At 51.2% G+C, this 26,382-nt stretch carries 25 protein-coding genes and 5 pseudogenes; 16 read left to right on the forward strand and 14 right to left on the reverse strand.

The genetic code is table 11. From position 1 onward, the window contains the following. The first annotated feature begins 67 nt into the window (after positions 1 to 67). Positions 68 to 538, forward strand: a complete 471-nt coding sequence (locus tag ATN88_RS05505) for a GNAT family N-acetyltransferase (RefSeq protein WP_232312833.1) — start codon at positions 68 to 70, stop codon at positions 536 to 538. Between the two features lie 39 nt (positions 539 to 577). Next, on the forward strand, positions 578 to 1,918 hold the full coding sequence (gene dinF, locus ATN88_RS05510) for an MATE family efflux transporter DinF (protein WP_067412576.1): 1,341 nt from the start codon (positions 578 to 580) through the stop codon (positions 1,916 to 1,918). Between the two features lie 45 nt (positions 1,919 to 1,963). Here the strand turns inward: dinF and nfuA are convergent, their stop codons facing one another. Together nfuA and ATN88_RS26810 are read right to left on the reverse strand one after the other, a co-directional pair. Beyond that, on the reverse strand, positions 1,964 to 2,548 hold the full coding sequence (gene nfuA, locus ATN88_RS05515; RefSeq protein WP_067412581.1) for a Fe-S biogenesis protein NfuA: 585 nt from the start codon (positions 2,546 to 2,548) through the stop codon (positions 1,964 to 1,966). 29 nt (positions 2,549 to 2,577) lie between these two features. Further along, positions 2,578 to 3,312 carry a ComF family protein gene (locus ATN88_RS26810; protein WP_232312835.1) on the reverse strand — a complete coding sequence of 245 codons (735 nt, stop codon included), beginning with the start codon at positions 3,310 to 3,312 and terminating at the stop codon, positions 2,578 to 2,580. Positions 3,313 to 3,354: 42 nt separating this feature from the next. Between ATN88_RS26810 and bioH the strand changes: the two genes are divergently transcribed. The 3 genes and pseudogenes from bioH to ATN88_RS05535 all read left to right on the forward strand — a co-directional run bounded on the left by bioH (position 3,355) and on the right by ATN88_RS05535 (position 5,161). After that, positions 3,355 to 4,134 carry a pimeloyl-ACP methyl ester esterase BioH gene (gene bioH / locus ATN88_RS05525; RefSeq protein WP_067412586.1) on the forward strand — a complete coding sequence of 260 codons (780 nt, stop codon included), beginning with the start codon at positions 3,355 to 3,357 and terminating at the stop codon, positions 4,132 to 4,134. Between the two features lie 101 nt (positions 4,135 to 4,235). Next, positions 4,236 to 4,573: pseudogene (locus tag ATN88_RS28815) on the forward strand (hypothetical protein). 93 nt (positions 4,574 to 4,666) lie between these two features. After that, complete coding sequence (locus ATN88_RS05535; protein ID WP_067412591.1) at positions 4,667 to 5,161, forward strand: ATP-dependent Lon protease; 495 nt, start codon at positions 4,667 to 4,669, stop codon at positions 5,159 to 5,161. Between the two features lie 81 nt (positions 5,162 to 5,242). Here ATN88_RS05535 and ATN88_RS05540 read toward each other — a convergent pair whose 3' ends face one another. Continuing rightward, complete coding sequence (locus tag ATN88_RS05540) at positions 5,243 to 7,576, reverse strand: Tex family protein (protein WP_067412596.1); 2,334 nt, start codon at positions 7,574 to 7,576, stop codon at positions 5,243 to 5,245. A gap of 39 nt (positions 7,577 to 7,615) precedes the next feature. After that, positions 7,616 to 8,100: pseudogene (greB, locus tag ATN88_RS05545) on the reverse strand (transcription elongation factor GreB). Between the two features lie 263 nt (positions 8,101 to 8,363). On the opposite strand from greB, the gene ompR reads away from it, so the two are divergent. The 3 genes from ompR to ATN88_RS05560 all read left to right on the forward strand — a co-directional run bounded on the left by ompR (position 8,364) and on the right by ATN88_RS05560 (position 10,951). Beyond that, positions 8,364 to 9,080 carry an osmolarity response regulator transcription factor OmpR gene (ompR, locus tag ATN88_RS05550; protein WP_067412599.1) on the forward strand — a complete coding sequence of 239 codons (717 nt, stop codon included), beginning with the start codon at positions 8,364 to 8,366 and terminating at the stop codon, positions 9,078 to 9,080. 3 nt (positions 9,081 to 9,083) lie between these two features. After that, complete coding sequence (gene envZ, locus ATN88_RS05555) at positions 9,084 to 10,430, forward strand: two-component system sensor histidine kinase EnvZ (protein WP_067412603.1); 1,347 nt, start codon at positions 9,084 to 9,086, stop codon at positions 10,428 to 10,430. 143 nt (positions 10,431 to 10,573) lie between these two features. Beyond that, entirely contained in the window at positions 10,574 to 10,951 is a 378-nt protein-coding gene (locus tag ATN88_RS05560; protein ID WP_067412606.1) for a GntR family transcriptional regulator, read from the forward strand. Between the two features lie 23 nt (positions 10,952 to 10,974). Here ATN88_RS05560 and recG read toward each other — a convergent pair whose 3' ends face one another. From recG to ATN88_RS05590, 6 genes and pseudogenes are all read right to left on the reverse strand, one after another. Beyond that, positions 10,975 to 13,056, reverse strand: coding sequence for an ATP-dependent DNA helicase RecG (gene recG, locus ATN88_RS05565; RefSeq protein ID WP_067412608.1), 2,082 nt, complete (start codon positions 13,054 to 13,056; stop codon positions 10,975 to 10,977). Positions 13,057 to 13,093: 37 nt separating this feature from the next. Then, positions 13,094 to 13,786: a tRNA (guanosine(18)-2'-O)-methyltransferase TrmH gene (trmH, locus tag ATN88_RS05570; RefSeq protein ID WP_067412611.1), complete on the reverse strand. Its 693-nt coding sequence runs from the start codon at positions 13,784 to 13,786 to the stop codon at positions 13,094 to 13,096. A 67-nt stretch (positions 13,787 to 13,853) separates the two neighbouring features. Continuing rightward, positions 13,854 to 15,957: pseudogene (gene spoT, locus ATN88_RS05575) on the reverse strand (bifunctional GTP diphosphokinase/guanosine-3',5'-bis pyrophosphate 3'-pyrophosphohydrolase). Positions 15,958 to 15,979: 22 nt separating this feature from the next. Further along, positions 15,980 to 16,255: a DNA-directed RNA polymerase subunit omega gene (rpoZ, locus tag ATN88_RS05580; protein ID WP_067412613.1), complete on the reverse strand. Its 276-nt coding sequence runs from the start codon at positions 16,253 to 16,255 to the stop codon at positions 15,980 to 15,982. A gap of 103 nt (positions 16,256 to 16,358) precedes the next feature. After that, the gene (gmk, locus tag ATN88_RS05585) at positions 16,359 to 16,982 is read right to left on the reverse strand and encodes a guanylate kinase (protein WP_067412616.1); all 624 of its coding nucleotides are present in this window, start codon (positions 16,980 to 16,982) and stop codon (positions 16,359 to 16,361) included. A gap of 175 nt (positions 16,983 to 17,157) precedes the next feature. After that, the gene (locus ATN88_RS05590) at positions 17,158 to 18,021 is read right to left on the reverse strand and encodes a YicC/YloC family endoribonuclease (RefSeq protein WP_067412619.1); all 864 of its coding nucleotides are present in this window, start codon (positions 18,019 to 18,021) and stop codon (positions 17,158 to 17,160) included. Between the two features lie 193 nt (positions 18,022 to 18,214). On the opposite strand from ATN88_RS05590, the gene rph reads away from it, so the two are divergent. The 3 genes from rph to ATN88_RS05605 all read left to right on the forward strand — a co-directional run bounded on the left by rph (position 18,215) and on the right by ATN88_RS05605 (position 20,248). Then, a complete protein-coding gene (gene rph, locus ATN88_RS05595; protein ID WP_067412622.1) occupies positions 18,215 to 18,931 on the forward strand; it encodes a ribonuclease PH in 717 nt (238 codons plus the stop codon). A 126-nt stretch (positions 18,932 to 19,057) separates the two neighbouring features. After that, positions 19,058 to 19,699, forward strand: a complete 642-nt coding sequence (gene pyrE / locus ATN88_RS05600; protein WP_067412625.1) for an orotate phosphoribosyltransferase — start codon at positions 19,058 to 19,060, stop codon at positions 19,697 to 19,699. 297 nt (positions 19,700 to 19,996) lie between these two features. Further along, the gene (locus ATN88_RS05605; RefSeq protein ID WP_067412628.1) at positions 19,997 to 20,248 is read left to right on the forward strand and encodes a hypothetical protein; all 252 of its coding nucleotides are present in this window, start codon (positions 19,997 to 19,999) and stop codon (positions 20,246 to 20,248) included. Positions 20,249 to 20,330: 82 nt separating this feature from the next. On the opposite strand, the pseudogene slmA reads toward ATN88_RS05605, so the two are convergent. The 3 genes and pseudogenes from slmA to coaBC form a co-directional block, all read right to left on the reverse strand. Continuing rightward, positions 20,331 to 20,920, reverse strand: a pseudogene (slmA, locus tag ATN88_RS05610) (nucleoid occlusion factor SlmA). A gap of 186 nt (positions 20,921 to 21,106) precedes the next feature. Continuing rightward, entirely contained in the window at positions 21,107 to 21,562 is a 456-nt protein-coding gene (dut, locus tag ATN88_RS05615; protein WP_067412634.1) for a dUTP diphosphatase, read from the reverse strand. 13 nt (positions 21,563 to 21,575) lie between these two features. Continuing rightward, on the reverse strand, positions 21,576 to 22,802 hold the full coding sequence (gene coaBC, locus ATN88_RS05620; protein WP_067412638.1) for a bifunctional phosphopantothenoylcysteine decarboxylase/phosphopantothenate--cysteine ligase CoaBC: 1,227 nt from the start codon (positions 22,800 to 22,802) through the stop codon (positions 21,576 to 21,578). Between the two features lie 224 nt (positions 22,803 to 23,026). Between coaBC and radC the strand changes: the two genes are divergently transcribed. From radC to mutM, 5 genes and pseudogenes are all read left to right on the forward strand, one after another. Beyond that, a complete protein-coding gene (radC, locus tag ATN88_RS05625; protein WP_067412643.1) occupies positions 23,027 to 23,701 on the forward strand; it encodes a RadC family protein in 675 nt (224 codons plus the stop codon). A 187-nt stretch (positions 23,702 to 23,888) separates the two neighbouring features. After that, a pseudogene (gene rpmB / locus ATN88_RS05630) lies at positions 23,889 to 24,124 on the forward strand (50S ribosomal protein L28). 13 nt (positions 24,125 to 24,137) lie between these two features. Next, positions 24,138 to 24,305 (forward strand): 50S ribosomal protein L33, encoded by a 168-nt coding sequence (gene rpmG, locus ATN88_RS05635; RefSeq protein WP_002535344.1) that lies wholly within the window; start codon positions 24,138 to 24,140, stop codon positions 24,303 to 24,305. A gap of 164 nt (positions 24,306 to 24,469) precedes the next feature. Beyond that, complete coding sequence (locus ATN88_RS05640) at positions 24,470 to 24,973, forward strand: hypothetical protein (protein ID WP_067412646.1); 504 nt, start codon at positions 24,470 to 24,472, stop codon at positions 24,971 to 24,973. Between the two features lie 4 nt (positions 24,974 to 24,977). Then, the gene (gene mutM / locus ATN88_RS05645; RefSeq protein ID WP_067412649.1) at positions 24,978 to 25,787 is read left to right on the forward strand and encodes a bifunctional DNA-formamidopyrimidine glycosylase/DNA-(apurinic or apyrimidinic site) lyase; all 810 of its coding nucleotides are present in this window, start codon (positions 24,978 to 24,980) and stop codon (positions 25,785 to 25,787) included. A 40-nt stretch (positions 25,788 to 25,827) separates the two neighbouring features. Here mutM and coaD read toward each other — a convergent pair whose 3' ends face one another. Then, on the reverse strand, positions 25,828 to 26,322 hold the full coding sequence (gene coaD, locus ATN88_RS05650; RefSeq protein ID WP_198158334.1) for a pantetheine-phosphate adenylyltransferase: 495 nt from the start codon (positions 26,320 to 26,322) through the stop codon (positions 25,828 to 25,830). Positions 26,323 to 26,382: the final 60 nt, after the last annotated feature.

A 26,382-nucleotide genomic window follows, 5' to 3' on the forward strand; every position in this document is an offset into this window, starting at 1 on the left:
CACTCACCAACTGAGTCACGAGATGCTGCTTTCATCGCTTCAATTTTCAACGCCACGGTTGACTGCCGTGGCGTTTGCTTCTGCCGATATCACCGAAGGCTTTGCCACTGATATTGCTCAACTGCTGACGCCGTCTGTCAAAGCACACCTGCCGCCAGATGTGTATTGTGTGGTAGATACAGAATCTGCCAAAAATTGGCTAACACACACTCTGTCCGATGCGCTTCTTGTGCCTTTCTATCTAAGCGAAAGCGACACATTGGCGGGTTTTTTCTTGCTGTATGTGATGGATGATACACAGCAAAAAGTGGATGTTCGCCTAGGTTATGTCGTGGCCGAAACCTTTCAAGGCAAAGGGCTTGCCAGCGAGATCATTGAAGGATTGGTAGCATGGTGTCGCGCCTCTGATCGCGTGGCGTCTTTGGCTGGTGGCGCAGAGCAAGCCAACGCCGCATCCATTCGCGTATTAGAGAAAAACGGCTTTACGCGCGATACAGACAGTGAGGGGGATACTGTCTTTCTGTCGCTCACTTTCTGATACACTGCGCGCAACTTGTCCATGGCGAATTAGCAGTTTATGTTCCCGGCTCTTCAGCAAAAAGCACTTCACTTGCGGGTCTTTTCTCTCGCCTTTCCTATGGTGCTGTCCAATATCACCGTGCCTTTGCTGGGCTTGGTGGATGCGGCGGTTATTGGTCATTTAGAACACGCTTGGTACCTCGGTGGTGTGGCCGTCGGTAGCACTATGATTGCGGTGACATTTTGGTTGCTCGGTTTTCTTCGCATGGCAACAACGGGCCTGACGGCGCAGGCATGGGGTGCTGAAAACAAAACCGGACTCGCGAATGTGTTCTTGCAAGGGCTGTCTTTAGCCTGGCTATTGGCACTGGTGATTGTTGCCTTGCATCCATTTATCGCGGACGCCGTGTTTAGCGTCAGCGATGCCAGTAGCCAAGTGAAACACTACGCTGAGCAATACTTCTCTATCCGCATTTGGAGTGCCCCTGCCGCGCTGACCAACTTGGTGATCATGGGCTGGTTGCTAGGGGCACAAAACGCCAAAAAGCCGATGACGCTGGTGATAGTAGTCAATGCGGTGAACATCATTCTCGATCTGTTCTTTGTGGTGGGCTTTGGCTGGAAAGTCGAAGGTGCTGCTGCGGCAAGTGTCGTCGCGGATTACTCAGGCATGGCATTGGGCCTCTACTTTGTGGCAGGAACGTGGAAAGCTGCGTCGCTGCCGTCGCCTATCGCTCAATGGAAAAAAGCTTCAGCGGGTATGGGGCGTTTGCTCAAACTTAACCGCGATATTTTCTTGAGAAGCCTTTGCCTGCAACTCGCCTTTACCTTTATGACCTTCCAAGGTGCCACCTTGGGCGATGATGTGGTCGCCGCCAATGCGGTATTGATGAATTTCTTGATGCTGGTGTCGTTTGCGATGGACGGTTTCGCCTATGCGATGGAAGCCATGGTAGGGAAAGCCGTGGGTGCGAAAAATCGCGAAGAGTTGATGACCTCGCTTGCCGCGACCACGTTGTGGAGCTTCGTGATTTCGCTTTTCATCACGCTGGGCTTTTTACTGGGCGGGCAGGGCATTGTCGGACTTATCTCGGACATTCCGGCCGTCAGAGAGCAGGCGTACATTTACCTCCCTTGGCTGATTGCTATGCCGCTGGTTTCCATGTGGTGTTTTTTGTTGGATGGCGTGTTTATCGGCGCGACCCGTGGACGTGAAATGCGCAATACCATGTTCGTATCGATGGCAGGCTTCTTTGCGATTTGGTGGCTGCTGAGCGGAATGGGTAATCATGCGCTTTGGGCGGCCATGCTGGGCTTTATGGCGTTGCGTGGAGTAACTCTTGCGGTGCTGTTCGTTTATCAATGGCGAAAAGACACCTTCTTAGCACAAACCGTCTGACACAAAAAAGGCACCGTAAGGTGCCTTTTTCAATGCAGCGAGTGCTTAGTAGTAAGAGTGGTCGCCGTGCGCGTGCTCAGTCACGTCACGAACGCCATTCAGCTCACCGCTGAACTCTTCCAGAAGCTGTTTCTCGATACCGTCTTTCAGGGTAACGTCAACCATTGAACAGCCGTTACAGCCGCCGCCGAACTGGATAACAGCGACGCCGTCTTCAGTGATTTCGATCAGGCTGATGTGACCGCCGTGGCCAGCCAACTGTGGGTTAACTTGCGTTTGGATTGCGTACTCAACGCGCTCCATCAAAGGTGCATCGTCAGACACTTTGCGCATTTTTGCGTTCGGTGCTTTCAGCGTCAGTTGTGAACCCATTTTGTCGGTAACAAAATCGATTTCAGCGTCTTCCAAGAATGGCAGGCTCAGTTCATCAACATATGCAGAGAAACCATTGAAGGTAATTTCTGTATCGGTTGCTTCCACTGCATCCTGAGGGCAGTAAGAAACACCACACTCAGCATTTTGAGTGCCTGGGTTCACCACGAATACACGGATATTAGTGCCTTCTGGCTGCTGCTCTAGCAGCTTAACGAAATGGCTTTGTGCATTTTCAGTAATAATAATTTGTGACACGGCTTCTTACCTGAATTTTCCAGTATTGTTTACATTCTACTCTTGTTTGCGCTTCCTATCACCCCTGAACCGACATGGTTAATGTTATTCACGTGATGGCGGCGGAGTTCGGCACAAACAATACACGTCGATGCGTTTGGCTCCGTTAGCGCGTAGCAGTTTGCACACATGCTGATGGTAGTGCCCGTGGTTACCACGTCATCTACCAGCGCAATGTGCTCGGGTACGGGGGCTGAAACGGCAAAGGCGTGTTTGAGGTTCGATAATCGCGATTGTCTATCCAATCCTTTCTGCTGACGAGTGGCTTTCACCCGTTTTAGGAGGTTGGGCTCACAATCAACGTCCAGTTGCTTAGCGAGTGAGCGAGCCAACACATTGCTATGGTTGTAGCCGCGATGCCAACGGCGTCGCCAATGCATCGGAATAGGAACAACAACTGGCGCAGGGTCGTCGATACGTGTCGCGATCAATGAGGCCAGTGATTTGCCGAGCCAGTACTGTCGTTGGTACTTAAAGCGATGTAGCAGGGTCGTGTACGGGAAGGTGTAGTTCCCGACGCAAACCAGAGAATCCCAAGAAGGCGGTGAGGATAAACACTTGCCGCATGACTCAATGTCATAGGGCGTGGGTAAGCCACACTGCAAGCATCGTGGGTGCTTAGGTAAGGCATCATCACAAACCTGACACCAAGCGTGTCTGTGCTCCTCCAACCTGTGATGGCAAAGCTGACACCTCAGCGGGAGGACGCGTAAGATAGTGCGCATCATAGGGGCAGCGAGTTTCTTAATTACTTTCAGGCAGTTTAAATGACGACACCTCTCTACTGGCACACGGAAGGCCAAGGCTACGATCTGATTCTCATCCATGGCTGGGGAATGAACAGCCAAGTGTGGAAAAACCTTCTACCGAGTCTCACCCCGCACTTTCGTGTGCACTGTGTTGACCTCCCCGGTTATGGATTTAGCCAACCCAGCGATGATCGTACGCTCGATCAAGTGGCACATAGTTTGCTTAGTAATTCACCGCAGAGAGCGATCTGGGTGGGATGGTCACTGGGCGGCTTAGTTGCATCTAAGGTTGCCTTACTGGCACCTGAGCGTGTAGCGGGTCTGGTGACTGTCGCCAGCTCTCCCCGCTTTGCTGCAGAACACGGATGGCGAGGGATAAAACCCGAGGTATTGGAAGCGTTTACGGAACAGCTCTCAGAAGACTTTCAGACGACTGTTGAGCGTTTCATGGCACTTCAAGCAATGGGAAGTCCAACGGCAAGGCAAGATATTAAGTGGTTGAAGGAGGCGGTCCTCTCTCACCCATCTCCTCAACCTGAAGTGCTTCAGGCCGGTCTTAATATTCTTGCTGATGCTGACTTGAGGCCTCACTTGCGCGAAATTTCAATGCCTTGGCTACGAATGTATGGTCGGCTTGATGGCTTAGTGCCTGTGAAGGTCGCCCAAGAATTAGATATCTTGGCACCTCAGTCGCAGCGGCAAATTTTTGCCAATGCGTCTCATGCTCCATTTATTTCGGATCCTCAACACTTTACGCAGGAGCTCTTGGCGTTCTGCGGACAATGTTTGCCATCCTGACGTGACAAAGTGGTTAAATAAAGTGAAATGGGGCTAAATTTTAAACAAAGGCAGCCGATACTTTATTCATCTCACTTGCGATGGCATCAGGAGAGACCATAATGAATATAGGTAACGTTGGGTATTCTCAGCACACCTATGCCAAGCCAACGTCTGTAAACCCTGTTAATCAGGAGGCGAAGGCGAATCAGGCAAAGGAAGCTGAGGGTGCAAAACAGTCATACGAGCAAGTCGCCAAGGAAGTGCTGAAGGTAAGGCTGTGAATAAAGCAACGGAAGCCGAAGGCAAGACTTCGTCTAGCGTTGAGTCTTTCACCTACGGGGCATTGGGCATGGACCACCCTGAAGAAGTGAAAAGCAACGATGACGCTGCTTATTCAGCAGGTCAGGTATTGTCAGCACTGGGCACCATAGGTGGCCTAATAGCAGTGTTGGTATAACGCAGTACCTACGTGATTTCGCTGTAGAGATACAGCACGCGCATACGCGGGGTCATCCCGCGATATGCACGCAGGCGTCAAGGCCTTCGGTCGATGTTGGGAGACGACATTGGCATGAATATTTCGCCCGCAAACGTCAGCATACCCGCTGTCGTACCGTCAGTTAACCCGCCAACCGAACAGGCTGCGCGGGATAATCGCGTGCGCGAAAAAATTGTCCCCACCAAGCAGCTAGAAGCGAGCGCAGAAGAACAGTCAGTCAACAAAGACGAAAAGCAGCTCAAGAACCCTTCTTGGGATCCTTCTGAACATCCAAACTATGCTGACATCACGCAAAAACAAAACGAATTTTCGGGTGGGGAGTACGCTGCGCACGAAACCCTAAGCCAGCTTTCGGCCATGCTGTCGAGTAACTCTTATGTTCCGCAGAATGAAAATGGCTATGCGATGCGCATTAAGTTGCCAAAAGAGATCTTGGATAAAATCGACGAGCTGAAAGACTCGCAACGCACAGGGGCCGTCGTTGCTATGCGCTATCAGCAATCAACGGTAGCTAATGTGCCCTCGGAAGTGCTTATCGTTATCTAGCCGTTGTTTTAAAAGCTCAATCAGGCAAAAAAACAGCACCCTTGGGTGCTGTTTTGGTTTTATCGAATTTGTCGTTTTGACTTAGTTGCGTTTGGCTTTTGCAAAGGCATCGGCAAATGCGCCACCGAAAGCGGATTGCTTACCACCGCGGTTGTCGCGACCCCCTTTGTTGTTGCCGTCAAAGCTGCGCTCTTGATTGCGTGCTGGGCGAGATTCACGGGCTGGCTTGTTGTCCGCACCCGGCTCGTCGCTTAGGCGCATTGATAGACCAATACGCTTGCGCTGCAAGTCCACTTCCATCACTTTGACTTTAACCACGTCACCGGCTTTTACCACTTCACGTGGATCAGACACGAACTTGTCCGACAGGGCAGAGATGTGTACCAAGCCGTCTTGGTGAACGCCAATATCGACAAACGCACCGAATGCCGTCACGTTGGTGATTGAGCCTTCCAGTACCATGCCCGGGATGAGATCTTTCACTTCGTTCACGCCTTCAGCAAAGGTCGCGGTTTTGAACTCAGGACGCGGGTCGCGGCCGGGTTTTGCCAGCTCTGCCAGAATGTCTGTCACGGTTGGAATACCAAAGGTCTCGTCCGCGTAGTCCGCTGCTTTCAGGCCACGTAGGAAGTCATGGTTGCCAATCATGGCATCGACACCCTTGCCAGACTTCTCTGCAATGCGTTTGACCACAGGGTAGGCTTCAGGGTGAACCGAAGAGCCGTCGAGAGGGTTTTTGCCGTTCATCACTCGAAGGAAGCCAGCACACTGCTCGAAGGCTTTCGGGCCAAGGCGCGGTACTTTCAGCAGCATTTTACGGTCGTTGAAACGGCCGTTCTCATCACGGAAGGCAACGATGTTGGCCGCCATGGTGGTAGAAAGGCCGGCTACACGGGTCAGAAGGGCGGCAGATGCACTATTCACATCCACGCCGACGGCGTTTACACAGTCTTCTACAACCGCATCAAGACGCTTGGCCAGTTGGCTTTGGCTCACATCGTGTTGGTATTGACCCACACCGATAGATTTCGGGTCAATTTTCACCAACTCTGCCAGCGGGTCTTGCAGACGACGGGCGATAGACACAGCGCCGCGCAGTGATACATCCAGTCCCGGAAACTCTGCTGCTGCAAGCTCAGACGCGGAATACACCGATGCGCCAGCTTCACTTACCATCACGGTTTGAATTTTCTCGCCAGCATCTTTGAGCATGCCAGCCACAAAGGCGTCGGTTTCACGTGATGCAGTACCGTTACCAATCGCAATCAAATCTACGCCGTGCTTTTTCACCAGAGCCATGACCACACGTGCCGATTCTGCAATCTTGTTCTGTGGTGGCGTTGGGTAGATGGTGGCGGTGTCCAGCAGCTTGCCTGTGTTGTCGACAACTGCGACTTTACAGCCAGTACGGAGACCCGGGTCGATACCCAAGGTGCAACGCGGGCCAGCAGGGGCGGCCATCAGCAAGTCTTTCAGGTTGTCGGCAAACACTTTTATCGCGTCAGTTTCAGCGATTTCACGCAGGTTACCCATCAGCTCGGTTTCCATGTGCATCAAAATCTTGATACGCCATGCAAAGCTCACCACTTGTTTGCGCCAGCGGTCAGCCGCCGCCGAACCTAAAGTAATGCCGTAATGGTTGGCAATGATGGTTTCGCAGTAAGAGCCGGTTGAACCTTCGTCCTGACCTGGGTCCGCATTCAGAGAAAGCTGCAAAATGCCTTCGTTACGGCCACGGAACATCGCAAGGGCGCGGTGCGACGGTACCTTGCTCAGCAACTCATCATGTTCGAAGTAGTCTTTAAACTTGGCGCCTTCGTTTTCTTTGCCAGCCACAACGCGCGCTTGGATTTGCGCTTGTTGATTCAGATGGCGGCGAATTTTATCCAAAAGGGCAGCGTCTTCGGCAAATTGCTCCATCAAGATTGCACGCGCGCCGTCCAGTACTGCTTTGGTGTCAGCAAAGCCAGCATCGACATTGAGAAACTTCGCCGCTTCCGTTTCTGGGTCATGATCTGGCTGTTCCCAAAGCAGAGTCGCCAAAGGCGCAATGCCCGCTTCAATCGCGATTTGCCCTTTGGTGCGACGCTTAGGTTTGTATGGCAGGTACAAATCTTCCAGACGATTTTTGCTGTCTGCATCCAGAATGTCTTTTTTCAGCGCGTCGGTCAGTTTGCCTTGTTCATCAATCGATTTCAGGATGACCTGACGGCGGTCTTCCAGTTCACGCAGGTAGCCAAGGCGAGATTCCAGATTACGCAATTGGGTATCGTCGAGGCCGTTAGTCACTTCTTTACGGTAACGGGCGATGAATGGGACTGTGTTGCCGTCGTCCAGTAGGGTTACTGCTGCAGTCACTTGCGCTTCTCGAACGTTCAGCTCGGTCGCAATTTGTTGATAGATTGAATTAGTCATGATGTTCCTTTACGTGACACCTCGTTTTTCAACGCGATGTTAAAGTTCGTCTTGTTGATAGGTGATGGTGTTTACGTACCACACCTTTGGCCCTTCCGGCGTATTGACGACAGCTTCGTCATCGACTTCTTTTTTGATCAGGGCGCGGGCCATCGGGCTATCAATAGAGATGTAATCTTTGCGGCCATAAATCTCGTCTGGCCCAACGATGCGGAATTTGAGGGTATCGCCGTCTTCGTTTTCAATATCGACCCAGGCACCAAAGAAGACTTTGCCGTCTTGTTGCGGGTTGTAATCGACAACGCGAAGAATTTCGAGGCGTTTGCGCAGGTAACGAACCCGGCGGTCAATTTCTCGGAGTAAGCGTTTGTTGTAAGTGTAATCGGCGTTCTCAGAACGGTCGCCGAGCTTGCCGCCCAAGAGACGATTTTGGTGATCTCAGGACGTCGCTCTTTCCAGAGGTAGTCGAGCTCTTGCTTGAGTTTGTTATAGCCTTCTCGGGTGACCAAGTCGGTTTTTTTCATTGCATTATCCGAGGATGAATTTCATTGTCGACACGTGTTATAACCGCTTTGCATCGAGGTTTAAAGCGAAGCGGCGTCGCAACGTTAAGCCGGTATATGAAATGGATTGTTGATCACGGCTTCTCGGAGTATAAATCGCTATAGGTAAACTCGTTACAACTGGTAACAGTTTTTGGTAGCACAGACGTTAACTCTGATGTCTCATAGCCATGTCAGACGATACAATCGATGACAACACTGCCGTCAGATTAGAAAGGTAAGTCATGCAAGAAAATTACAAGATCCTGGTTGTTGATGATGATATGCGTTTGCGCTCGTTGCTGGAGCGTTATTTGTCTGAGCAAGGTTTTCAGGTTCGCAGCGTTGCGAATGCTGAGCAGATGGACCGCTTGCTGGCGCGTGAAAACTTTCACCTGATGGTGCTGGATTTGATGCTGCCGGGCGAAGATGGTTTGTCTATCTGTCGCCGTTTGCGCCAAGCCAATAACCAGCTGCCAATTTTGATGCTGACGGCAAAAGGTGACGAGATTGACCGTATCGTTGGTTTGGAAGTGGGCGCAGATGACTATCTGCCAAAACCTTTCAACCCGCGTGAACTGTTGGCACGTATTCGTGCAGTGCTTCGCCGTCAAACCATTGAAGCACCGGGTGCACCTGCGTCTGAAGAAAAAATTGTGGAGTTCGGTCAGTTCCGCCTGAACCTCGGCACGCGTGAAATGTTCCGCAATGACGAGCCGCTGACCCTGACATCCGGTGAATTTGCAGTGCTCAAAGCTCTGGTCACCAACGCGCGTGAGCCTATGTCTCGTGACAAGCTGATGAACATGGCGCGTGGCCGTGAATATTCAGCGATGGAGCGTTCCATTGACGTTCAAATCTCGCGTCTTCGCCGCATGATTGAAGAAGATCCGAGCAAACCTCGCTACATTCAGACCGTTTGGGGTCTGGGTTACGTATTCGTTCCGGACGGGGAAGCGTAATTAATGCGCTTTTCCCCACGAAGTAACTTCGCGCGTACGCTCGTGGTTCTGGCTGGCCTGCTTATCGCCAGCCAGATTTTCTCTTACCTGACCATTCTTAACTACGCCCTTCTGCCAAGCATCAAACAGTTCAACAAAATTCTGGCGCACGAGATTTCCGTGATTCTGGAAGACAATGTGACATTGGGTGACGGCAAGGTTTATCACCTCGATGAAGCGTTGCGTCGAGAGCTATTGGCCAAGCTTGGGGTCTCTTTGCACGAGAAGACCGAGCCAGATGTCATGCGCGAGTTTGATCAGGCTGCGACCATCGACCTTATCAGCGAAGACATGACTGAGAAGCTGAATGCGCCAACGGAAGCGCGTATCAGCCTTGATCAGAAAAGTTATGTCCTGTGGCTGGAGAGCAAAGCCTTTCCTGGTTACGTGATGCGCATACCGCTCTCTGAGCTGCATCAAGATGATTTCCAACCTCTGTTTGTGTACTCCATGGTGATTGCCCTCATGGTGATTGGCGGCGGCTGGATGTTCATTAAGATGCAAAACCGGCCGCTGGTGGCATTGGAAAAAGCCGCGAAGGACGTGGGAAGTGGCACCTTCCCGCCACCGATCCCTGAACGCGGGGCATCAGATATTCGTGCAGTGACCAAAGCCTTTAATCAGATGAGTGAGGGCATCCGTAAGCTTGAAGAAGACCGTGCTTTATTGATGGCAGGGGTTAGCCATGACTTGCGTACGCCACTCACGCGTATTCGACTGGCAACGGAAATGATGTCACCAGAAGACAGCTATCTGGCTGAGAGCATGATTAAAGACACGGAAGAGTGTAACGAAATCATCAATCAGTTTATGGATTACCTGCGCTCGGTACAGCTTCAAGATATGGAGAAGATTGACCTCAACGCGCTGGTCGATGATGTCTCTGTGGCTGACGGTGCAACAGGACACGAGCTTGAGCTGAGTAAGGGTGAGCTGTTTGGCGATCTTGAAGCAAACGAAGTCGCTATTCGCCGTGCGGTGACCAATTTGGTGGTGAATGCGGTGCGTTACGGCGGTGGCTGGGTGAAAATCAGCACTGGCAGTACAGCGGATCGCGGCCATCAATGGATTGCGGTGGAAGATAACGGGCCGGGCATTGCACCCGACCAAGTCGATACTGTGCTTCAGCCTTTCACGCGTGGTGATACTGCGCGCGGCAGTGAAGGCACGGGACTTGGCCTTGCTATCGTGAAACGCATTATTGAACAGCATAAAGGTGCACTGCGCCTGACCCAGCGTTCGCAAGGCGGTTTACGTGCACAGATCGTGCTTCCCACCAAGAAGCGATCGTCGCGTAACGGGCGTCGATAATACGTAAGCTCTCTGAAAACGCAGGCAATTTGCCTGCGTTTTTCTTTGCCTCAAATTCGACAAAAAAATCCCCTCTAATTTTGTCTCATTTGTGAGTCATCTGCTAATACTGTAATAAAGCCCCGATACAGCAGGGATGAAAAATGAAAGTGGTAATCGATCCACAAGACCCGTCACCCAAATTTCGACAGTTGATGACGCAAATTCAGCGGCAGATTGTTGCGGGCACCTTAATGCCCGGAGAAAAGCTGACCTCGGTGAGAAAGCTCGCGGCTGAGCTGAATATCAACCCGATGACGATTTCCCGCTGCTATCAAATCATGGAAAAAATGGGCTGGCTCGAACGCCGTCGCGGTATCGGAATGATAGTGGCGCGTGAAGGGCTTAACGACAGAATGGAAGATCGCTTTGGTTTTGTGGAGTCCAAGCTCAAAGCACTGATCACCGATGCCAAGGAAGTGGGGTATAGCCGTTCGGAAGTGATGGCTTTGGTGATGCAATATTGGGAGGAAGATGAGTAAACCCTCACCTTCCTCTGACAGTTTTATGCGTTGCTGTATCTGTCTTTGTTGCCAAGCCAACGCTCGATAATCGCTTTGGCGTTATCCGGATAGCTTTGATGAAGGTACAACGCGAGTTTCTGCACTTCTGGAATGAGTTTCTGATCGCGCACTAAATCCGCAATTTTAAACTCTGCCATCCCTGTTTGTTTTGTTCCCAGTAATTCGCCGGGGCCACGAATTTCCAAGTCACGCTGCGCAATGACAAAACCATCACTGCTTTCACGCAATACGCCAAGACGTTGGGTCGCAGTTTTTGACAGTGGCGCGTGATACAAAAGCACACAGTGGCTGGCGACAGAACCCCGGCCAACGCGGCCGCGAAGCTGATGAAGCTGTGCCAGACCTAAACGCTCGGGGTTTTCGATGATCATCAAGCTGGCATTGGGTACGTCCACACCCACTTCAATTACCGTGGTGGCAACGAGAAGGTGCAGCTCACCGGACTTAAATGCCTGCATCACTTCCTGCTTTTCAGCCGCTTTCATGCGGCCATGTACCAAACCGATTTTCAGGTCGGGCAGGGCGCGGGACAGATCGTCTGCGGTTTCTGCCGCCGCTTGTGCTTCGAGCACTTCAGACTCATCAATCAAGGTACAGACCCAGTAAGCCTGACGGCCTTCTTCTAAACAAGACGCGTGCACACGGTTGATGATGTCGATGCGGCGAGTATCCGGTACTGCTACGGTTTGGATCGGTGTTCTACCCGGCGGCAGTTCGTCAATGATGGAGGTATCGAGATCCGCATATGCGGTCATAGCAAGAGTGCGCGGAATTGGCGTCGCTGTCATGATGAGCTGGTGCGGATGCACGCCTTGCTTCATGCCTTTTTCGCGAAGCTCCAAGCGTTGATGAACACCAAAACGGTGTTGTTCGTCAATGATGACCAAAGCAAGTTTGTCGAACTCCACGTGCTTTTGGAAAAGGGCGTGGGTACCGACCACCATTTTGGCTTCGCCGCTGGCAATCTTGGCAAGCTCCGCTTCTTTGGCTTTGCCCGTGAGCTTACCCGCCAGCCAGCCGACAGAAATACCCAGCGGCTCTAGCCAGTTGGCAAAGTTAATCGAGTGCTGCTCCGCAAGGAGTTCCGTCGGTGCCATCAAAGCAACCTGATAGCCTTGCTCAATTGCTTGAAGCGCAGCGAGGGCAGCAACCAGCGTTTTACCAGAACCCACATCACCTTGCACCAAGCGCATCATTGGCTTGTTTAAGCCCATGTCGCGTTCGATGTCAGCCACCACGCGAGATTGCGCGCCAGTTGGGTTAAACGGCAAGGAAGCGAGAAGTTTAGGTTTTAAATCGGTAGATGGCGGCAGCGAATAGGTTGGGTCTTGCTGCAGCTTGCTGCGAACCGCCAGCATCGACAAATTCTGCGCCAGCAATTCTTCTAAGATCAGGCGCTTTTGTGCCGGGTGTTCGCCTTTTTCAAGTGCGTCCAAAGAAATGTCCGGCGTTGGACGGTGCAGCGTTTTCAGCGCGTCACGCAAGGTGATCTGACGGTCATACAAGCCTTCTGGTAACAGTTCTTGAACCGCTGCGCCATCGAGCAATGCCAGTGCTTGGTCGGTGAGGTTTCGAAGCGTTAGCTGACGCAAACCTTCAGTCGTTGGGTAGACAGGTGTCAGGGTTTCTTCCAAAGCCAGTTCGGTTGGCTCAGAAAAGACTTTGTATTCCGGGTGGATGATTTCAAGCCCGCCCTGACCGCGTTTGATTTCGCCATAGGCTTTAACGCGCTTGCCTTGCTCAAGGCTGTTTTTCATCGCCGCGTTGAAGTTGAAAAAACGCAGCGTGAGTGAGCCGTTACCGTCGGTGATTTTTACCGTCAGCATACGGCGGCGACCAAAGGTGGTGTTGTTACTGACCACTTCGCCTTCGACGGTGGCGTGCTGTCCCGGCATCAGACTCATGATTGGCCAGATGCGGGTGCGGTCTTCGTAGCGATAGGGGAGATGGAACAACAAATCCTGCACCGTAAACAGGCCCAGTTTTTCCAGCTTCTCAGCCATTTTTCCACCGACACCTGTCAGCGAAGTCACGGAAACGGCATCTAACATTGAAGCGCGCATGGCGTTCTCATCTCTCCTCAATCAATACGATGGCAGGTTACTTAGCTGCCTGCATTTTTGCCCACCAGGCTTCGTCTGCGACGATTTGGCCTTCGTCATCCAGCTCTGGATAGGGCAGACCTTTACGTTTCGCCACTTTTGCCAGCACAGGGTGGCCGCGCTCGAAAATGATGCGGTCGACTTCAGCCTGCGGGATCAGTGTGCGAGTGCGCTGGTACATGCCTGCGTTTTGACGCTGACGCTGCGCTTCATACAAAATCAAGGCACTGGCCACGGACACATTCAGCGACTGTACCATACCTACCATAGGAATGATGATGTCTTGATCTGCCAATTCAAGGGCTTGCTTACTGATCCCGGTTTTTTCCTGCCCCATGACGATAGCCGTCGGCTTGGTGTAATCAATGTCGCGAAAATCCACCGCGCGATCAGAAAGGTTAGTCACCAGTATTTGCATGCCTTTTTCTTTGAGCATGGCAAACGCGTCAGGCGTGTTGTCGTGCGTGACCACATCTACCCAGTTACGCGCACCAGCAGAGGTGCCGCCCAAGGTACGCATTTTGCTGTTCTTCGGCCATACCGCGTGTACCTGATGCACACCGACCGCATCTGCGGTACGAATGATGGCGGAGATGTTATTCGGTTTATGGACTTCTTCCATACACACAGTGAGATCCGGCTGACGGGTCGCCAGCACCTCATGAATGCGTGCAAAACGTTCTGGTGTCATGGTGTTTCCTGTTTATAAAAACGCCCGCAATAAAGCGGGCGTTGAAGTATGTTGCCGAAGCGACAGATCAGTTTTTCTGACGGCTGACCTTGACCACATTTGGCATCACACGAATGCGTCGCATGATATTGGCCAAGTGGACACGGTTTTTGGTCGTCAGTTTGACGTAGATGGTATACAAGCGACCATCTCTTTCTTCTGTCGTCAGACCCAAAATATTGGAGCCAGTTGCAGCAATGGTATTGGTCAAATCCGCCAGTGCGCCTTGATGGTTCAGCATGTCGACGCGCAGACCTGTGGTGAAGTCCTGATCGATGTCATCGCCCCATTCCACAGACATGTACTTGTCAGGCTCTTGGCTGTAACCGCGGACGTTGGCACATTCTTCACGGTGGATAACAAGACCCTTACCCGGACTGACGTGTGCCACGATGTGATCACCCGGCAGTGGGCGACAACAGTTTGCGTAGGTCAGCAAGATGCCTTCGGCACCGCGGATAGGCAGGCAGCCGCCTTGCTCTTCCAAGCTGTCAGCATCGCCAAGCAGTCGTTTGGCAATCACCACACTCATCAGTTCGCCAGCACCGATATCGGCCAACAAATCTTCCAGCGACGCCAGTTTCAGATCTTGCAGTACCTTGTTCAGGTTTTCTTTATCGATATCCTGAACATTGACCGCACCCAGCGCGTGGTTCAGCAAACGACGCCCCAAGATAACCGATTCTTCGCGGCGCTTGGTTTTCAGTACCTGACGGATCTTGGTACGTGCGCGAGACGTCACGACATAGTTAAGCCATGCCGCATTTGGACGCGCACCCGGTGCCGTGATGATCTCAATGGTCTGGCCGTTTTTCAGTGCCTGACTCAATGGGTAGGACTGGCGGTTTACACGCGCGCCGACACAAGAGTTACCGACATCGGTATGCACTGCATAGGCAAAGTCGACCGCTGTTGCACCTACTGGCAATTCGACGATACGCCCTTTTGGCGTAAAGACGAACAGTTCATCAGGGAACAAATCAGATTTCACGCTTTCGATAAACTCAAACGAGCTACCTGCGCTTTGCTGAAGCTCCAGCAGGCTTTGCATCCAGCGCTGTGCACGTACTTGCGCTGTGGTTCCGCCGCTTGCGCGATCGGCACCGTCTTTGTACGCCCAGTGTGCGGCAACGCCTTTGTCCGCCATCTGATCCATGTCTTCAGTACGAATTTGTACTTCAACAGGTACGCCGTGCGGGCCAATCATGGAGGTGTGCAGAGACTGATAGCCGTTCGCCTTGGGTACCGCGATGTAATCTTTCATGCGACCAGGGCGTGGCTTGTACAGGTTGTGCATCTGACCGAGCACACGGTAGCAGGTATCCAAGTCATCAACGATCACGCGAAACGCGTAAAGGTCCATGATGGTGTGAAAGCGCTGCTCTTTGTTCTTCATCTTGTTATAGATGGAGTACAAGTTCTTCTCGCGGCCCAACACACGTGCTTTGATGCCCGCATCTTCAAGACGACCTTCAATTTCCGCATGGAATTTTTGAATCATCTCTTTGCGGTTGCCGCGCGCTTGGATCACCACTTCTTTCAACACGCGATAGCGGGTTGGGTACAGAGCTTCAAAGCCCAGCTCTTCAAGCTCAACTTTGATGTTGTGAATACCGAGGCGGTGCGCCAGTGGTGAGAAAATTTCGAGGGTTTCGCGAGCAATGCGACGACGTTTGTCCGGACGCAGAGCACCGAGGGTGCGCATGTTGTGCGTACGGTCAGCGAGCTTGATCAGGATAACGCGGATATCATGGGCCATGGCATGATCATTTTGCGGAAGTTTTCTGCCTGCGCTTCTTTGCGGTCGCGGAATTTGAGCTTATCGAGCTTGGAAACGCCATCCACCAGATCGGCGACGTTGTCTCCGAAGCGTTGCTGGAGGTCTTCTTTGGTTACGTCTGTGTCTTCGATAACGTCGTGCAGCAGGGCTGCCATCAAGGTTTCGTGGTCAAGACGCATTTCCGCAAGAATACGGGCAACGGCGATAGGTGGATAATGTAAGGTTCACCGCTTGAGCGGGTTTGCCCTTCGTGCGCATCACGCGCGACCAAATACGCTTGCCGGAGTGCCTCTAAGTGCGACTCCGGCAAGTATTGTGCTGCGACTTCTCTCAGGCTATCAAAGAGATACAAACGGCCTGTTTCCTGAAGTTAATTAGCGAAGAGAACCTGTGATGGTGCTTACAGCCGCCATTTCAGCAGCTTCTTGCTCTTGCTGCTCTTGACGCGCACGCGCATCCAGGATTTCTTTAGTGATCAGGCCTTCTTCGATTTCACGCAGAGCGATAACGGTTTGCTTATCGTTCTCTTCCTGAACCAGTGCGTCTTTACCACCAGTTTGCATTTGGCGTGCGCGACGAGCTGCTACCAATACTAGATCGAAACGGTTGCCAATTTTTTCAACAGCGTCTTGAACGGTTACGCGTGCCATGAAGAAACTCCAGTAAGTGTAATAAAGTCAAAATGACCGAAAATTATACAAAAGCGATTAGATCTTAACAACCAACAAGTGGTTGATGGCGCAAGTTTCGTACTTATTGCGCCAGCAGTCTGTCCAGCATATCGTGATATTTGCTGGCTTGCTTGTCTTGTTTCATTCGCTCGGCACGAAGGATGGCTTTCATGTCCATCAGAGCCACGTCGAAATCGTCGTTCACGATAACGTAGTCGTACTCGTTAAAGTGTGAGATTTCTGACACAGCTTCTTCCATGCGTTTTGCGATGACCTCGTCAGAGTCCTGACCGCGCGCGTTTAGGCGGCGTTCCAGTTCTTCGCGGCTTGGTGGAAGAATAAAGATGCTTTTTGCTTTCGGCATCTTCTGACGGATTTGCTGCGCACCTTGCCAGTCAATATCCAAGAAAATGTCGACGCCTTTTGACAGCATCTCTTCAATCCACAGACGTGAAGTTCCGTAGAAGTTACCGAAAACTTCTGCATGTTCCAAAAACGCATCTTGCTCGATCAGGGCTTTAAAGTCGTCAACTGACACGAAATGGTAGTGAACACCGTTCTCTTCGCCCGGGCGCGTTGCGCGGGTGGTGTGAGAAACAGACACTTTCATGTCGTAACGAGGGTTGTCTTTTAACAATGCCGAAATCAAGCTGGATTTACCGGCACCGCTAGGCGCTGAAACGATGTAAAGCGTACCTTGGCTCATGGTCTAGATCACTGTGAGGTTAAAGGGCGCGCAGATTACCACGGACCGCTTAAAATTTGAATTACCATTTAGGATAACCTAATACCCGCTGGATTGGGTACAAATCCCTCTAAACCGAAACGCCATGAAAAAAGCCCGGCACGATGGCCGGGCTTTTTTGCGTTCTTAATGGCGATTATTCAATGTTCTGAATTTGCTCGCGCATTTGTTCGATAAGCACTTTCAGTTCAACACCAGATGCGGTGATGTCTGTGCTGATCGATTTTGATGCCAGCGTGTTCGACTCACGGTTGAACTCTTGCATCATGAAGTCCAGACGACGGCCACATGCGCCACCTTTTTTCAGGATCTTCTTGGTCTCGGTCACGTGAGAGTCCAAACGGTCCAGCTCTTCTGCCACGTCAGATTTTTGTGCCAGCAGGATGATTTCCTGTTCAACGCGGTTGGCGTCCAGCTCTAGCTTAGCTTCTTCCAGCTTGGTGATCAGACGCTCACGTTGCCATTGCAGGATTTCTGGCATGCGCGCGCGTACTTTTACTGCTTCCGCTGCGATAGCATCCAGACGGGTTTCAATCAGCGCTTTCATGTTTTCGCCTTCGCTTGCTCGTGCGGCAATGAAGTCGTCAACGGTTTCATCAAAGCCTTGAAGCAGGGCTTTGTTGATCACGTCCATATCTTGCTCTGGGGTTTCCATCACGCCTGGCCATTGCAGCACTTGGAATGGACCGATGTTGCCTTCGCCCGACATTTCTTTAATCCACTTCGCGGCGTGGATCACTTGCTTTGCCAGCTCTTCATTGATTTTCAACTCAGTGTTGGCAGACGCATTGGCTTCAAAGCGCAGGTTACATTCGACTTTACCACGCGCCAGACGCTGGCGGAAACGCTCACGAATGATAGGTTCAAGGCCACGGAACTGCTCTGGCATACGGATGTAGGTTTCGAGGTAGCGTTGGTTTACCGAACGGATTTCCCACACCGCGGTTCCCCATAGGCCCTTGATTTCCTTGCGGGCATAAGCAGTCATACTGTGGATCATTGAAGTGCACTCATTAAATTATGTTGCATTGATTATACGCAGTTGCTGCGGCGTGTGTAGTCTTGGCATATCACGCCGTGAGAAAAAGAACAGCGATCGCGGTAAGTATTAGCACGATAAGGTCGAAATCGTTATAATCGCCGGTTAGCGAAAATCAGCAGTGTTTAAACTATTTACTACAGGTGGAACCCCTATGCGCCCAAGCGGAAGAGAAGTAGGTCAAATTCGTCCGGTTACCCTTACCCGTCATTTTACTGCCCACGCAGAAGGTTCTGTGCTGGTGGCGTTTGGCGACACCAAGGTGATTTGTACCGCGACAGTTGAAGAAGGCGTGCCTCGCTTCCTGAAAGGTAAAGGCCAAGGCTGGATCACTGCTGAATACGGCATGCTGCCACGTGCAACGCACACCCGTAACCGTCGTGAAGCGGCGAACGGCAAGCAAGGTGGTCGCACCATGGAAATCCAACGTCTTATCGCGCGCAGCCTGCGTGCTGCGGTAAACCTCGACAAGTTGGGTGACTACACCATCACCGTCGACTGTGACGTTATCCAAGCAGACGGCGGCACGCGCACGGCTTCTATTACCGGTGCAAGCGTGGCAATGGCGGATGCACTGAACAAACTGGTTGCTGACGGCAAACTGAAAGAAAACCCAATGAAGGGTCATGTTGCTGCTGTTTCTGTTGGCATCTTTGAAGGCACGCCAATTTGCGATCTAGAGTATGTAGAAGACTCAGCCGCAGAAACGGACATGAACGTGGTGATGCTAGAAGACGGTCGCATGATTGAAGTGCAGGGCACCGCAGAAGGTGAACCGTTTACTGCTGATGAGCTTAACGCCATGTTGTCTTTGGCGACCAAGGGCATTCAGGACATCGTTGCTATTCAGAAAGCATCGTTAATTGATTGATAAGAGAGCGGCTTCTATTGGAGCCGCTTTTTTTTGACTTGTTATTTGTGAGGCAGTCTTTATGACAAGCATTGTCTCAGGCTATTCCGGCATGTAAGCCGATTTGTAATATCGACAGGAGAGAAAATGAAAGCGTATCAGCGTCAATTCATCGAGTTCGCATTGGAAAAACAAGTACTGAAATTCGGTGAGTTTACTTTGAAGTCTGGCCGTCAAAGCCCTTACTTCTTCAATGCTGGTCTTTTCAATACAGGCCGTGACCTTGCGCGTCTGGGCCGTTTTTACGCAGAAGCACTGGTTGAAGCAGGCATTGAATATGATCTGCTGTTTGGCCCTGCGTACAAAGGTATTCCAATTGCGACCACCACAGCGGTAGCACTGGCTGAGCACCACGATGTCGATACGCCGTACTGCTTTAACCGTAAAGAAGCGAAAGACCATGGTGAAGGCGGTAACTTGGTAGGTAGCGCGCTGGAAGGCCGTGTAATGCTGGTTGACGACGTGATCACTGCGGGCACGGCAATCCGTGAGTCGATGGAAATCATCCAAGCGAACGGTGCCGATTTGGCGGGTGTTCTGGTGGCGATTGACCGCCAAGAGCGCGGCAAAGGTGAACTGTCTGCGATTCAAGAAGTGGAGCGCGACTTTGGTTGTAAAGTGGTGTCTATCATTAGCCTTGGCGATCTGGTGACTTATCTGGAAGAGCAGGGCGGTAACCCTGAGCATCTGGCGGCAGTTAAGGCTTACCGCGCCGAGTACGGCATCTAAACTTACGCCGACAGCGATTTTCTCTGAGCCCACCACTTTGGCGGGCTTTTTTGTCACTGATGATTTCGCTGCTTCTCAGCCTAACGGTCTGTTATTCAACAAGGGTTAAGAATTCGCGACGTGAATCCTTTTCATGGGTGCAATGAAAAGCGTGTTGCATAAAGATGTGTGATTAATATGCAAATCGTTCAGTATTTGTTCAGTGGCGATGGGTATTATGAACTCAACAAAGCGGCATAAGTGAACCAAGCAGTATCGATGTCGCGCCCTACACACTGTTAAGTCGGAGAAGAAATTATGAAAAAAGTAATGATGGCGACACTGGTGACTTTCGGTTTGTTTACTGCAGGAGCGCAGGCGGGGTATACAATGGAAGAGACGCAAGCTTGTGCCACCTCAGATCAGTTCCACGCATGCGTGATTCAGCTAAATGAGCAACAGGTTCAACCAACGCTGGTGACTATGGACACGGGTTACACGAAAGAAGAAGTGCGTGACTGTGGCACTGCAAGTGACTTCCACGTTTGCGTTGATAACTTGCACGTTTAACGTAATTCCCGGTTTTTGCGGGAATATAACGACAAACAAAAAGGCTGCATGATGCAGCCTTTTTTGATGCTTGAAGGCGACGCTAGTCTAACTGCGCGCTCAACAGTTGCCAGTATTGGTCAAACTCCGCGGTTGGCGGATATTTGAAACTGGAGCGCACGAAGCGGTTCAGGCTGCCTTCAACCTGTCCCAGTAATTGCGCGGCCAGAATGGTTTCCTCTACAGGGAAACCTTTGCCTTCACGCAAGCGACGTTCGCGCAGCACCTGACGCAACTGACTTTCGATTTTTTCGAACAGTTGGTTAATGCGACCTTGCAGTCTGTCTTGTTCAAACATCAATGCGTGACCTGTCATGATGCGGGTCAAGCCTGGGTTGCGTTCACCGAATACCAGCAACAATTGAAGAATAAGACGCAGACGTGTCAGTGTGTCTTTCTCTTCGTTCTGAATGCGGTTAATACGCGTGATAAGTGACTCTTCGATAAACTCGATCAAGCCTTCAAACATACGCGCTTTACTCGGGAAGTGACGGTAAAGCGCGGCTTCAGATACCCCTACCTGCGCGGCAAGCTTTGCCGTAGTAATGCGTTGACTGCCTGATTGGACTCTAGCATTTGAGCAAGAGCCTGAAGGATTTCCTCGCGGCGATTCTGCTTTTTTTGGCCAGCCATGAATAGATGGTTCCTTTGTTGTAGTAGCTAATGTCGGCTGAAGAGGCGCTATCTTAACGGTGCTCCCCGTGTATTAAAAGGATAATGCACCTTCCCCGTAAAAGAAGCCCACGGGAATTTTCTAAATCGTGAATAGCGCAAGAAAAACGCCACTAGTTAGCGGCGTTTTCGAGACATTTAAGGTGATTATTTTGTACCTGAGTGTCCAAAACCACCGGCACCACGCTCAGTTGCATCGAAATCTTCGACGAGATTGAACTCAGCTTGGATCACTGGCACAAACACCAATTGTGCAATGCGCTCGCCTGGTTCCATGGTGAAGGTCGTGTCACCGCGGTTCCAACAAGACACCATCAACTGACCTTGGTAGTCAGAGTCAATCAAACCCACCAGGTTACCCAGCACGATGCCGTGCTTATGGCCCAGACCTGAACGCGGCAGGATGGTTGCTGCGATAGATGGGTCCGCGATGTGGATTGCCATGCCCGTTGGGATCAGGTGCGTTTGGCCTGGCTCAATGGTCAGTGCCTCGTCCAGACATGCGCGCAGGTCCAGACCTGCAGAACCTTCAGTTGCATACGCAGGAAGCGGGAATTCGTTGCCCACACGTGGGTCGAGGATTTTTAGGTCGATTTTTTTCATGACGTTTCCACTGTTAATTCTTGGCGTTGTACAACGCGGCAATTTCACTGACTAGCTGGCTGCCAATGTTGGCTTTACTGGCTTGCGCGAGCGGTTTGTCACCGTTCGGCCAATACAGGTGCAAGGCATTCTGATCGCTGTTAAAACCAAGACCTTCCACGGATACATCGTTCGCGCAGATAAGGTCGAGGTTCTTCTTCGCAAGCTTGGTGCGCGCGTAGTGTTCCACATCCTGGGTTTCTGCTGCAAACCCAACGGTGAATGGACGATCGGCTTTCATTGCTGCAACGGATGCAACGATATCTGGGTTTTTCACCAGACTGATTGTCATCTCGTCTTTGCCGTCCTGTTTCTTCATTTTTTGGTCGGCAATGCTTGCCGGTCTGAAGTCTGCCACTGCGGCACAGGCAATAAAGATTTGGTGGTTGCCAGCCTGCGCTTGCACGGCCTGGTGCATGTCTTCCGCGCTTTGTACATCAATACGCGTCACGTTAGCCGGTGTTGGCAGGTTAACCGGGCCGCTTACCAAGGTGACCTTGGCACCACGTTTTGCCGCCGCTTCTGCAATGGCATAACCCATTTTGCCTGAGCTGTGATTGGTGAGGTAGCGAACCGGGTCAATCGCTTCGCGGGTTGGTCCGGCGGAGATGAGAAAAGACATGCCATCCAAATCGCCGTCAGCAAAATGTTCTTCGACCAAAGCAACCAGTTGCAATGGTTCTAACATGCGGCCTGGACCTACATCGCCACAGGCTTGTTCGCCGCTTGCTGGGCCCCAAATTGGGTAGCCGCGACGTTTTAGCGTTGCCAGATTTTCTTGGGTCGCAATCGCGCGATACATTTGTTGGTTCATGGCAGGAGCCACGGCAACGGGCGCATCGGTTGCTAAGCAAAGGGTGGTGAGAAGGTCGTTACCCATGCCTGCGGTAACGCGTGCAATCAGGTCTGCGGTTGCTGGTGCAAGCAACACCAAATCTGCCCATTTAGCGATTTCAATGTGGCCCATCGACGCTTCTGCCGCTGGGTCTAACAAGCTGTCTGCCACCGGATGACCGGAAACGGCCTGCATTGTCAGCGGGGTGATGAATTCTTTCGCCGCATTTGTCATGACCACGCGCACATCGGCACCGCGCTCAATCAATCGACGGGTAAGATCGGCACACTTATACGCAGCGATACCGCCGCTGATGCCCAACACAATGCGCTTTCCAGCGAGTGTTTGAGTAAATTTCTGAACCATAACCAATTCAACCAGTGAGGTAATGGAAGGAAAGATAACACAAAAGATTCGCTGATCACTCTTTGGGCGCCGCTGAATGTGAAAGCGGAGGTATCCCAAAGTGATATGTAACAAAGAAGCTTCTCAAAAGTTGTCGGCTTGGGGATTGGCCATGCTTTTGGCAACAGAATTTGAACCGTGACGACATAGCAGCAAGCATGGCGATTTTTGTGTGAGACGGGGTTATGTCGTTAAAACAGCTGCCAGAAGAAAGCCGTCCGAGAGAAAAGCTGCTAGCGCGCGGGGCCGAGTCTCTCTCCGATGCTGAACTGTTGGCGATTTTTCTTCGAACGGGTGTTGCGGGTATGAATGCTATCGAACTTGCGGGCTTTCTATTAAAAGACTTTGGTTCGCTGAGGCAATTAATGCAGGCGAATCAGCAGCAGTTTTGCCAAAGGAAAGGGTTGGGCGCAGCAAAGTATGCCCAGTTGCAGGCCGTGCTTGAGCTAAGCCGACGGCACCTTAGTGAAGTCATGACAAAGGAAGATGCCTTAACCAGTCCTTCGCACACAGCGCGTTATTTATCGGCTCGGCTAAGAGATCGGCCTCGTGAAGCGTTTTTAGTTTTGTTCCTCGATAACCAGAATCGCCCCATCGCTGATGAGATATTGTTTGAAGGCACAATCAACGCTGCGGGCGTGTATCCAAGGGAAGTCGTGAAACGAGCGTTGGAAATGCATGCAAATGCGGTAATTTTGGCGCATAATCACCCCTCAGGTATTGCAGAGCCGAGCCCTGCTGACCGTCATATTACAGCGCGCATAGCTGATGCGCTGTCCTTGGTCGATATCCGACTGCTTGATCACATGGTCATTGGCGATGGAGAGGTAGTCTCTTTCGCTGAACGCGGCTGGATATAAGCGTTTCAAAGAAAACTTGCTAAAAAACGATCAAAAAATGACAAAAGGATCTGCTCGGGACTTGAGCAATGGAATTACTATTAGTATAATGCGCCACCTTTGATAGCCTTGACCTCGAGCCTGACCAAGTTTGCAGGACAGTCCGGACAAGGTTGATATCGAGCTGAAACGATTTGGAGAGACATTCATGTCACGAGTATGCCAAGTAACTGGCAAGCGTCCTGTAACGGGTAACAACCGTTCTCACGCACGTAACGCCACCAAGCGTCGTTTTCTGCCGAACCTGCAAACTCATCGTTTCTGGGTAGAAAGCGAAAACCGCTTCGTTAAACTGCGCCTTACCCCTAAAGGTATGCGTATCATCGACAAGAAAGGCATTGATTCTGTCTTACAGAAATGCGTGCCCGTGGTGAGAACGTTTAAGAGGATTTAAAGAATGGCTAAAGGCATTCGCGAGAAGATCCGTCTAGTATCATCTGCTGGTACAGGCCACTTCTACACTACTGACAAAAACAAACGTAACATGCCGGGCAAGTTCGAGATCAAGAAATTTGATCCAGTTGTTCGTCAACACGTTATGTACAAAGAAGCAAAAATCAAGTAATTGGTTTTCGCTTTTTGTAAAAAGCCCGGCTTATGCTGGGTTTTTTTATACCTAAAATTCACCCTCTCTCTCGGCTGCCAGCACCACAACTGTCATCGAAAAGCTATAAATCAGTGACTTCCGGATATAAACTGAACAGAGTGTTTATGTTTTGGGACTGACTGATGGCATTACCTTCTCGCCGTACTTTTAATAATTTCCTTATCATCGGCATTTTGGTGTTCATTGCGCTGATAAATTTGCCGACCTACCTTCGCAGTAAGGTGGCTGAGTACGACATGGCGCAACAACAAGAGCAAATGCAAGATGGTGTCATCACCCTGATCCCGTCCGATGCTGCTGTTCAAGCCCTCCAGTTTCCCAACTTTACCCTGACCGAAGGCTCGCCGTGGCAAACTGACATTGCGCTTGATGTCTCCCCGACAGAATTGGCTGGCCGTTGGATGAACCTTTCCGGCACCGAAATCGATGCCGATATGTACGACAAACTAAAACCGAATCTTCGCTCGCCCGCGACCTTGGTGGTGGATTTGGGGCAAGATGTCGAACCGCTTCGCCTCACTTATTACCAATTGCCGCAATTCTGGCTCATGCAAAATGCCGAAAACCGTTGGCTTGCCGTGTCGGTTGATCCAAACTACTTGTTCCCGTTAGCGAACCAGAATTGATGTAATGCCAGAATTACCTGAAGTCGAAGTGAGCCGCATGGGGATAAAGCCGCATGCGGAAGGGCAAATCGTTTCCAAGTTAGATGTCAGACAGCCACAGTTGCGCTGGCGCATTCCTGATGAGTTGTACGATATTGAAGGGCAGGTTATCCGCTCAGTGAAACGCCGCGCCAAGTACCTCATTCTGGAAACTGATGTCGGTTATGCCTTGGTGCATTTGGGCATGTCAGGCAGTTTGCGGGTATTACCGTCGGGATCGGCGCCGGACAAACATGATCATGTTGATCTGCATTTGGCGTCGGGTGTGATGATCCGCTACAACGATCCAAGACGCTTCGGTGCTTGGCTTTGGCAGCCCAATGACGGCGAGCACCCTGCTCTGGAAAAGCTAGGGCCAGAGCCGTTAACGGATGATTTCACTGCCGAGTACCTGTTCGAGAAAAGCCGTGGCAAGCGCACGGCAATCAAACAATTCATCATGGACAATGCTGTTGTGGTTGGGGTGGGGAACATCTACGCCAATGAATCCCTTTTCACCTCGCGCATTCACCCGAAAAGACAAGCCGGGCAACTCACCTTGGAAGAAGCCAAGGTGCTGGTGGCAGACATTAAAGATGTGCTTGCAACCGCCATTAAGCAAGGCGGCACAACGCTGAAAGATTTCACCCAAACCGATGGGAAACCGGGGTATTTCGCCCAAGAACTGTTGGTTTATGGCAAACAAGGCAAGCCATGCCCTGTGTGTGGAACCGAACTTGAAAGTGCCAAAATAGGGCAGCGTAATACCGTGTTTTGCCCCGAGTGCCAAAATTAAAAAAAGCCCGCAATTGCGGGCTTTTTTGATATTCAGTGCCTTATTTTTTTAGGCGCTCTTGAAGTGCCGCCAAAATGGTTGGATGCACAAATTGGCTGGTGTCACCGCCATGAAGAGCCACTTCTTTGACCAGCGTAGAAGAGATGAAGGAGTTCTCTTCTGATGGCGTCAAAAAGACGCTTTCCAATTCTGGCATCAGACGGCGGTTCATGTTGGCCAACTGGAATTCGTACTCAAAGTCAGAGACCGCGCGAAGGCCACGCACCAAGATGTTGGCATCGTATTGCTTAGCAAAGTCGACCAGCAGGCCAGAGAAACCCACCACACTCACGTTATCCAAGTGAGAAGTGACGGCTTTTGCCAGTGCGACACGCTCTTCCAACTCGAACAATGGCTTTTTGCTTGGGCTGGCAGCAATACCCACAACCACTTCATCAAACATGGATGCGGCACGCTCTACCAAATCAAGATGACCGTTGGTGATAGGATCAAAAGTGCCCGGATAAATTACACGGGTCAGTGCTTTTTTACTCACAGTGATGTCCTGCCATAGTGTTATCTGGCGACATGCTATCAAAAACTTGTCGAAAATTAT

It is taken from the genome of Enterovibrio coralii (assembly GCF_001559595.1).
In the GTDB taxonomy this organism is placed as follows: Bacteria; Pseudomonadota; Gammaproteobacteria; order Enterobacterales; family Vibrionaceae; genus Enterovibrio; species Enterovibrio coralii.

What these genes read in the sequence shown, in the direction of transcription:
- dut (WP_067412634.1), bottom strand. Translation starts at nt 21,562, where the DNA reads ATGAAAAAAATCGACCTAAAAATCCTCGACCCACGTGTGGGCAACGAA.
- ATN88_RS05605 (WP_067412628.1), top strand. Translation starts at nt 19,997, where the DNA reads ATGAAAAAAGTAATGATGGCGACACTGGTGACTTTCGGTTTGTTTACT.
- pyrE (WP_067412625.1), top strand. Translation starts at nt 19,058, where the DNA reads ATGAAAGCGTATCAGCGTCAATTCATCGAGTTCGCATTGGAAAAACAA.
- ATN88_RS05640 (WP_067412646.1), top strand. Translation starts at nt 24,470, where the DNA reads ATGGCATTACCTTCTCGCCGTACTTTTAATAATTTCCTTATCATCGGC.
- ATN88_RS05540 (WP_067412596.1), bottom strand. Translation starts at nt 7,576, where the DNA reads ATGACTAATTCAATCTATCAACAAATTGCGACCGAGCTGAACGTTCGA.
- coaBC (WP_067412638.1), bottom strand. Translation starts at nt 22,802, where the DNA reads ATGGTTCAGAAATTTACTCAAACACTCGCTGGAAAGCGCATTGTGTTG.
- mutM (WP_067412649.1), top strand. Translation starts at nt 24,978, where the DNA reads ATGCCAGAATTACCTGAAGTCGAAGTGAGCCGCATGGGGATAAAGCCG.
- envZ (WP_067412603.1), top strand. Translation starts at nt 9,084, where the DNA reads ATGCGCTTTTCCCCACGAAGTAACTTCGCGCGTACGCTCGTGGTTCTG.
- trmH (WP_067412611.1), bottom strand. Translation starts at nt 13,786, where the DNA reads ATGACACCAGAACGTTTTGCACGCATTCATGAGGTGCTGGCGACCCGT.
- recG (WP_067412608.1), bottom strand. Translation starts at nt 13,056, where the DNA reads ATGCGCGCTTCAATGTTAGATGCCGTTTCCGTGACTTCGCTGACAGGT.
- ATN88_RS26810 (WP_232312835.1), bottom strand. Translation starts at nt 3,312, where the DNA reads ATGCGCACTATCTTACGCGTCCTCCCGCTGAGGTGTCAGCTTTGCCAT.
- bioH (WP_067412586.1), top strand. Translation starts at nt 3,355, where the DNA reads ATGACGACACCTCTCTACTGGCACACGGAAGGCCAAGGCTACGATCTG.
- ATN88_RS05535 (WP_067412591.1), top strand. Translation starts at nt 4,667, where the DNA reads ATGTTGGGAGACGACATTGGCATGAATATTTCGCCCGCAAACGTCAGC.
- radC (WP_067412643.1), top strand. Translation starts at nt 23,027, where the DNA reads ATGTCGTTAAAACAGCTGCCAGAAGAAAGCCGTCCGAGAGAAAAGCTG.
- rpoZ (WP_067412613.1), bottom strand. Translation starts at nt 16,255, where the DNA reads ATGGCACGCGTAACCGTTCAAGACGCTGTTGAAAAAATTGGCAACCGT.
- gmk (WP_067412616.1), bottom strand. Translation starts at nt 16,982, where the DNA reads ATGAGCCAAGGTACGCTTTACATCGTTTCAGCGCCTAGCGGTGCCGGT.
- dinF (WP_067412576.1), top strand. Translation starts at nt 578, where the DNA reads ATGTTCCCGGCTCTTCAGCAAAAAGCACTTCACTTGCGGGTCTTTTCT.
- rph (WP_067412622.1), top strand. Translation starts at nt 18,215, where the DNA reads ATGCGCCCAAGCGGAAGAGAAGTAGGTCAAATTCGTCCGGTTACCCTT.
- ATN88_RS05560 (WP_067412606.1), top strand. Translation starts at nt 10,574, where the DNA reads ATGAAAGTGGTAATCGATCCACAAGACCCGTCACCCAAATTTCGACAG.
- ATN88_RS05590 (WP_067412619.1), bottom strand. Translation starts at nt 18,021, where the DNA reads ATGATCCACAGTATGACTGCTTATGCCCGCAAGGAAATCAAGGGCCTA.
- ompR (WP_067412599.1), top strand. Translation starts at nt 8,364, where the DNA reads ATGCAAGAAAATTACAAGATCCTGGTTGTTGATGATGATATGCGTTTG.
- rpmG (WP_002535344.1), top strand. Translation starts at nt 24,138, where the DNA reads ATGGCTAAAGGCATTCGCGAGAAGATCCGTCTAGTATCATCTGCTGGT.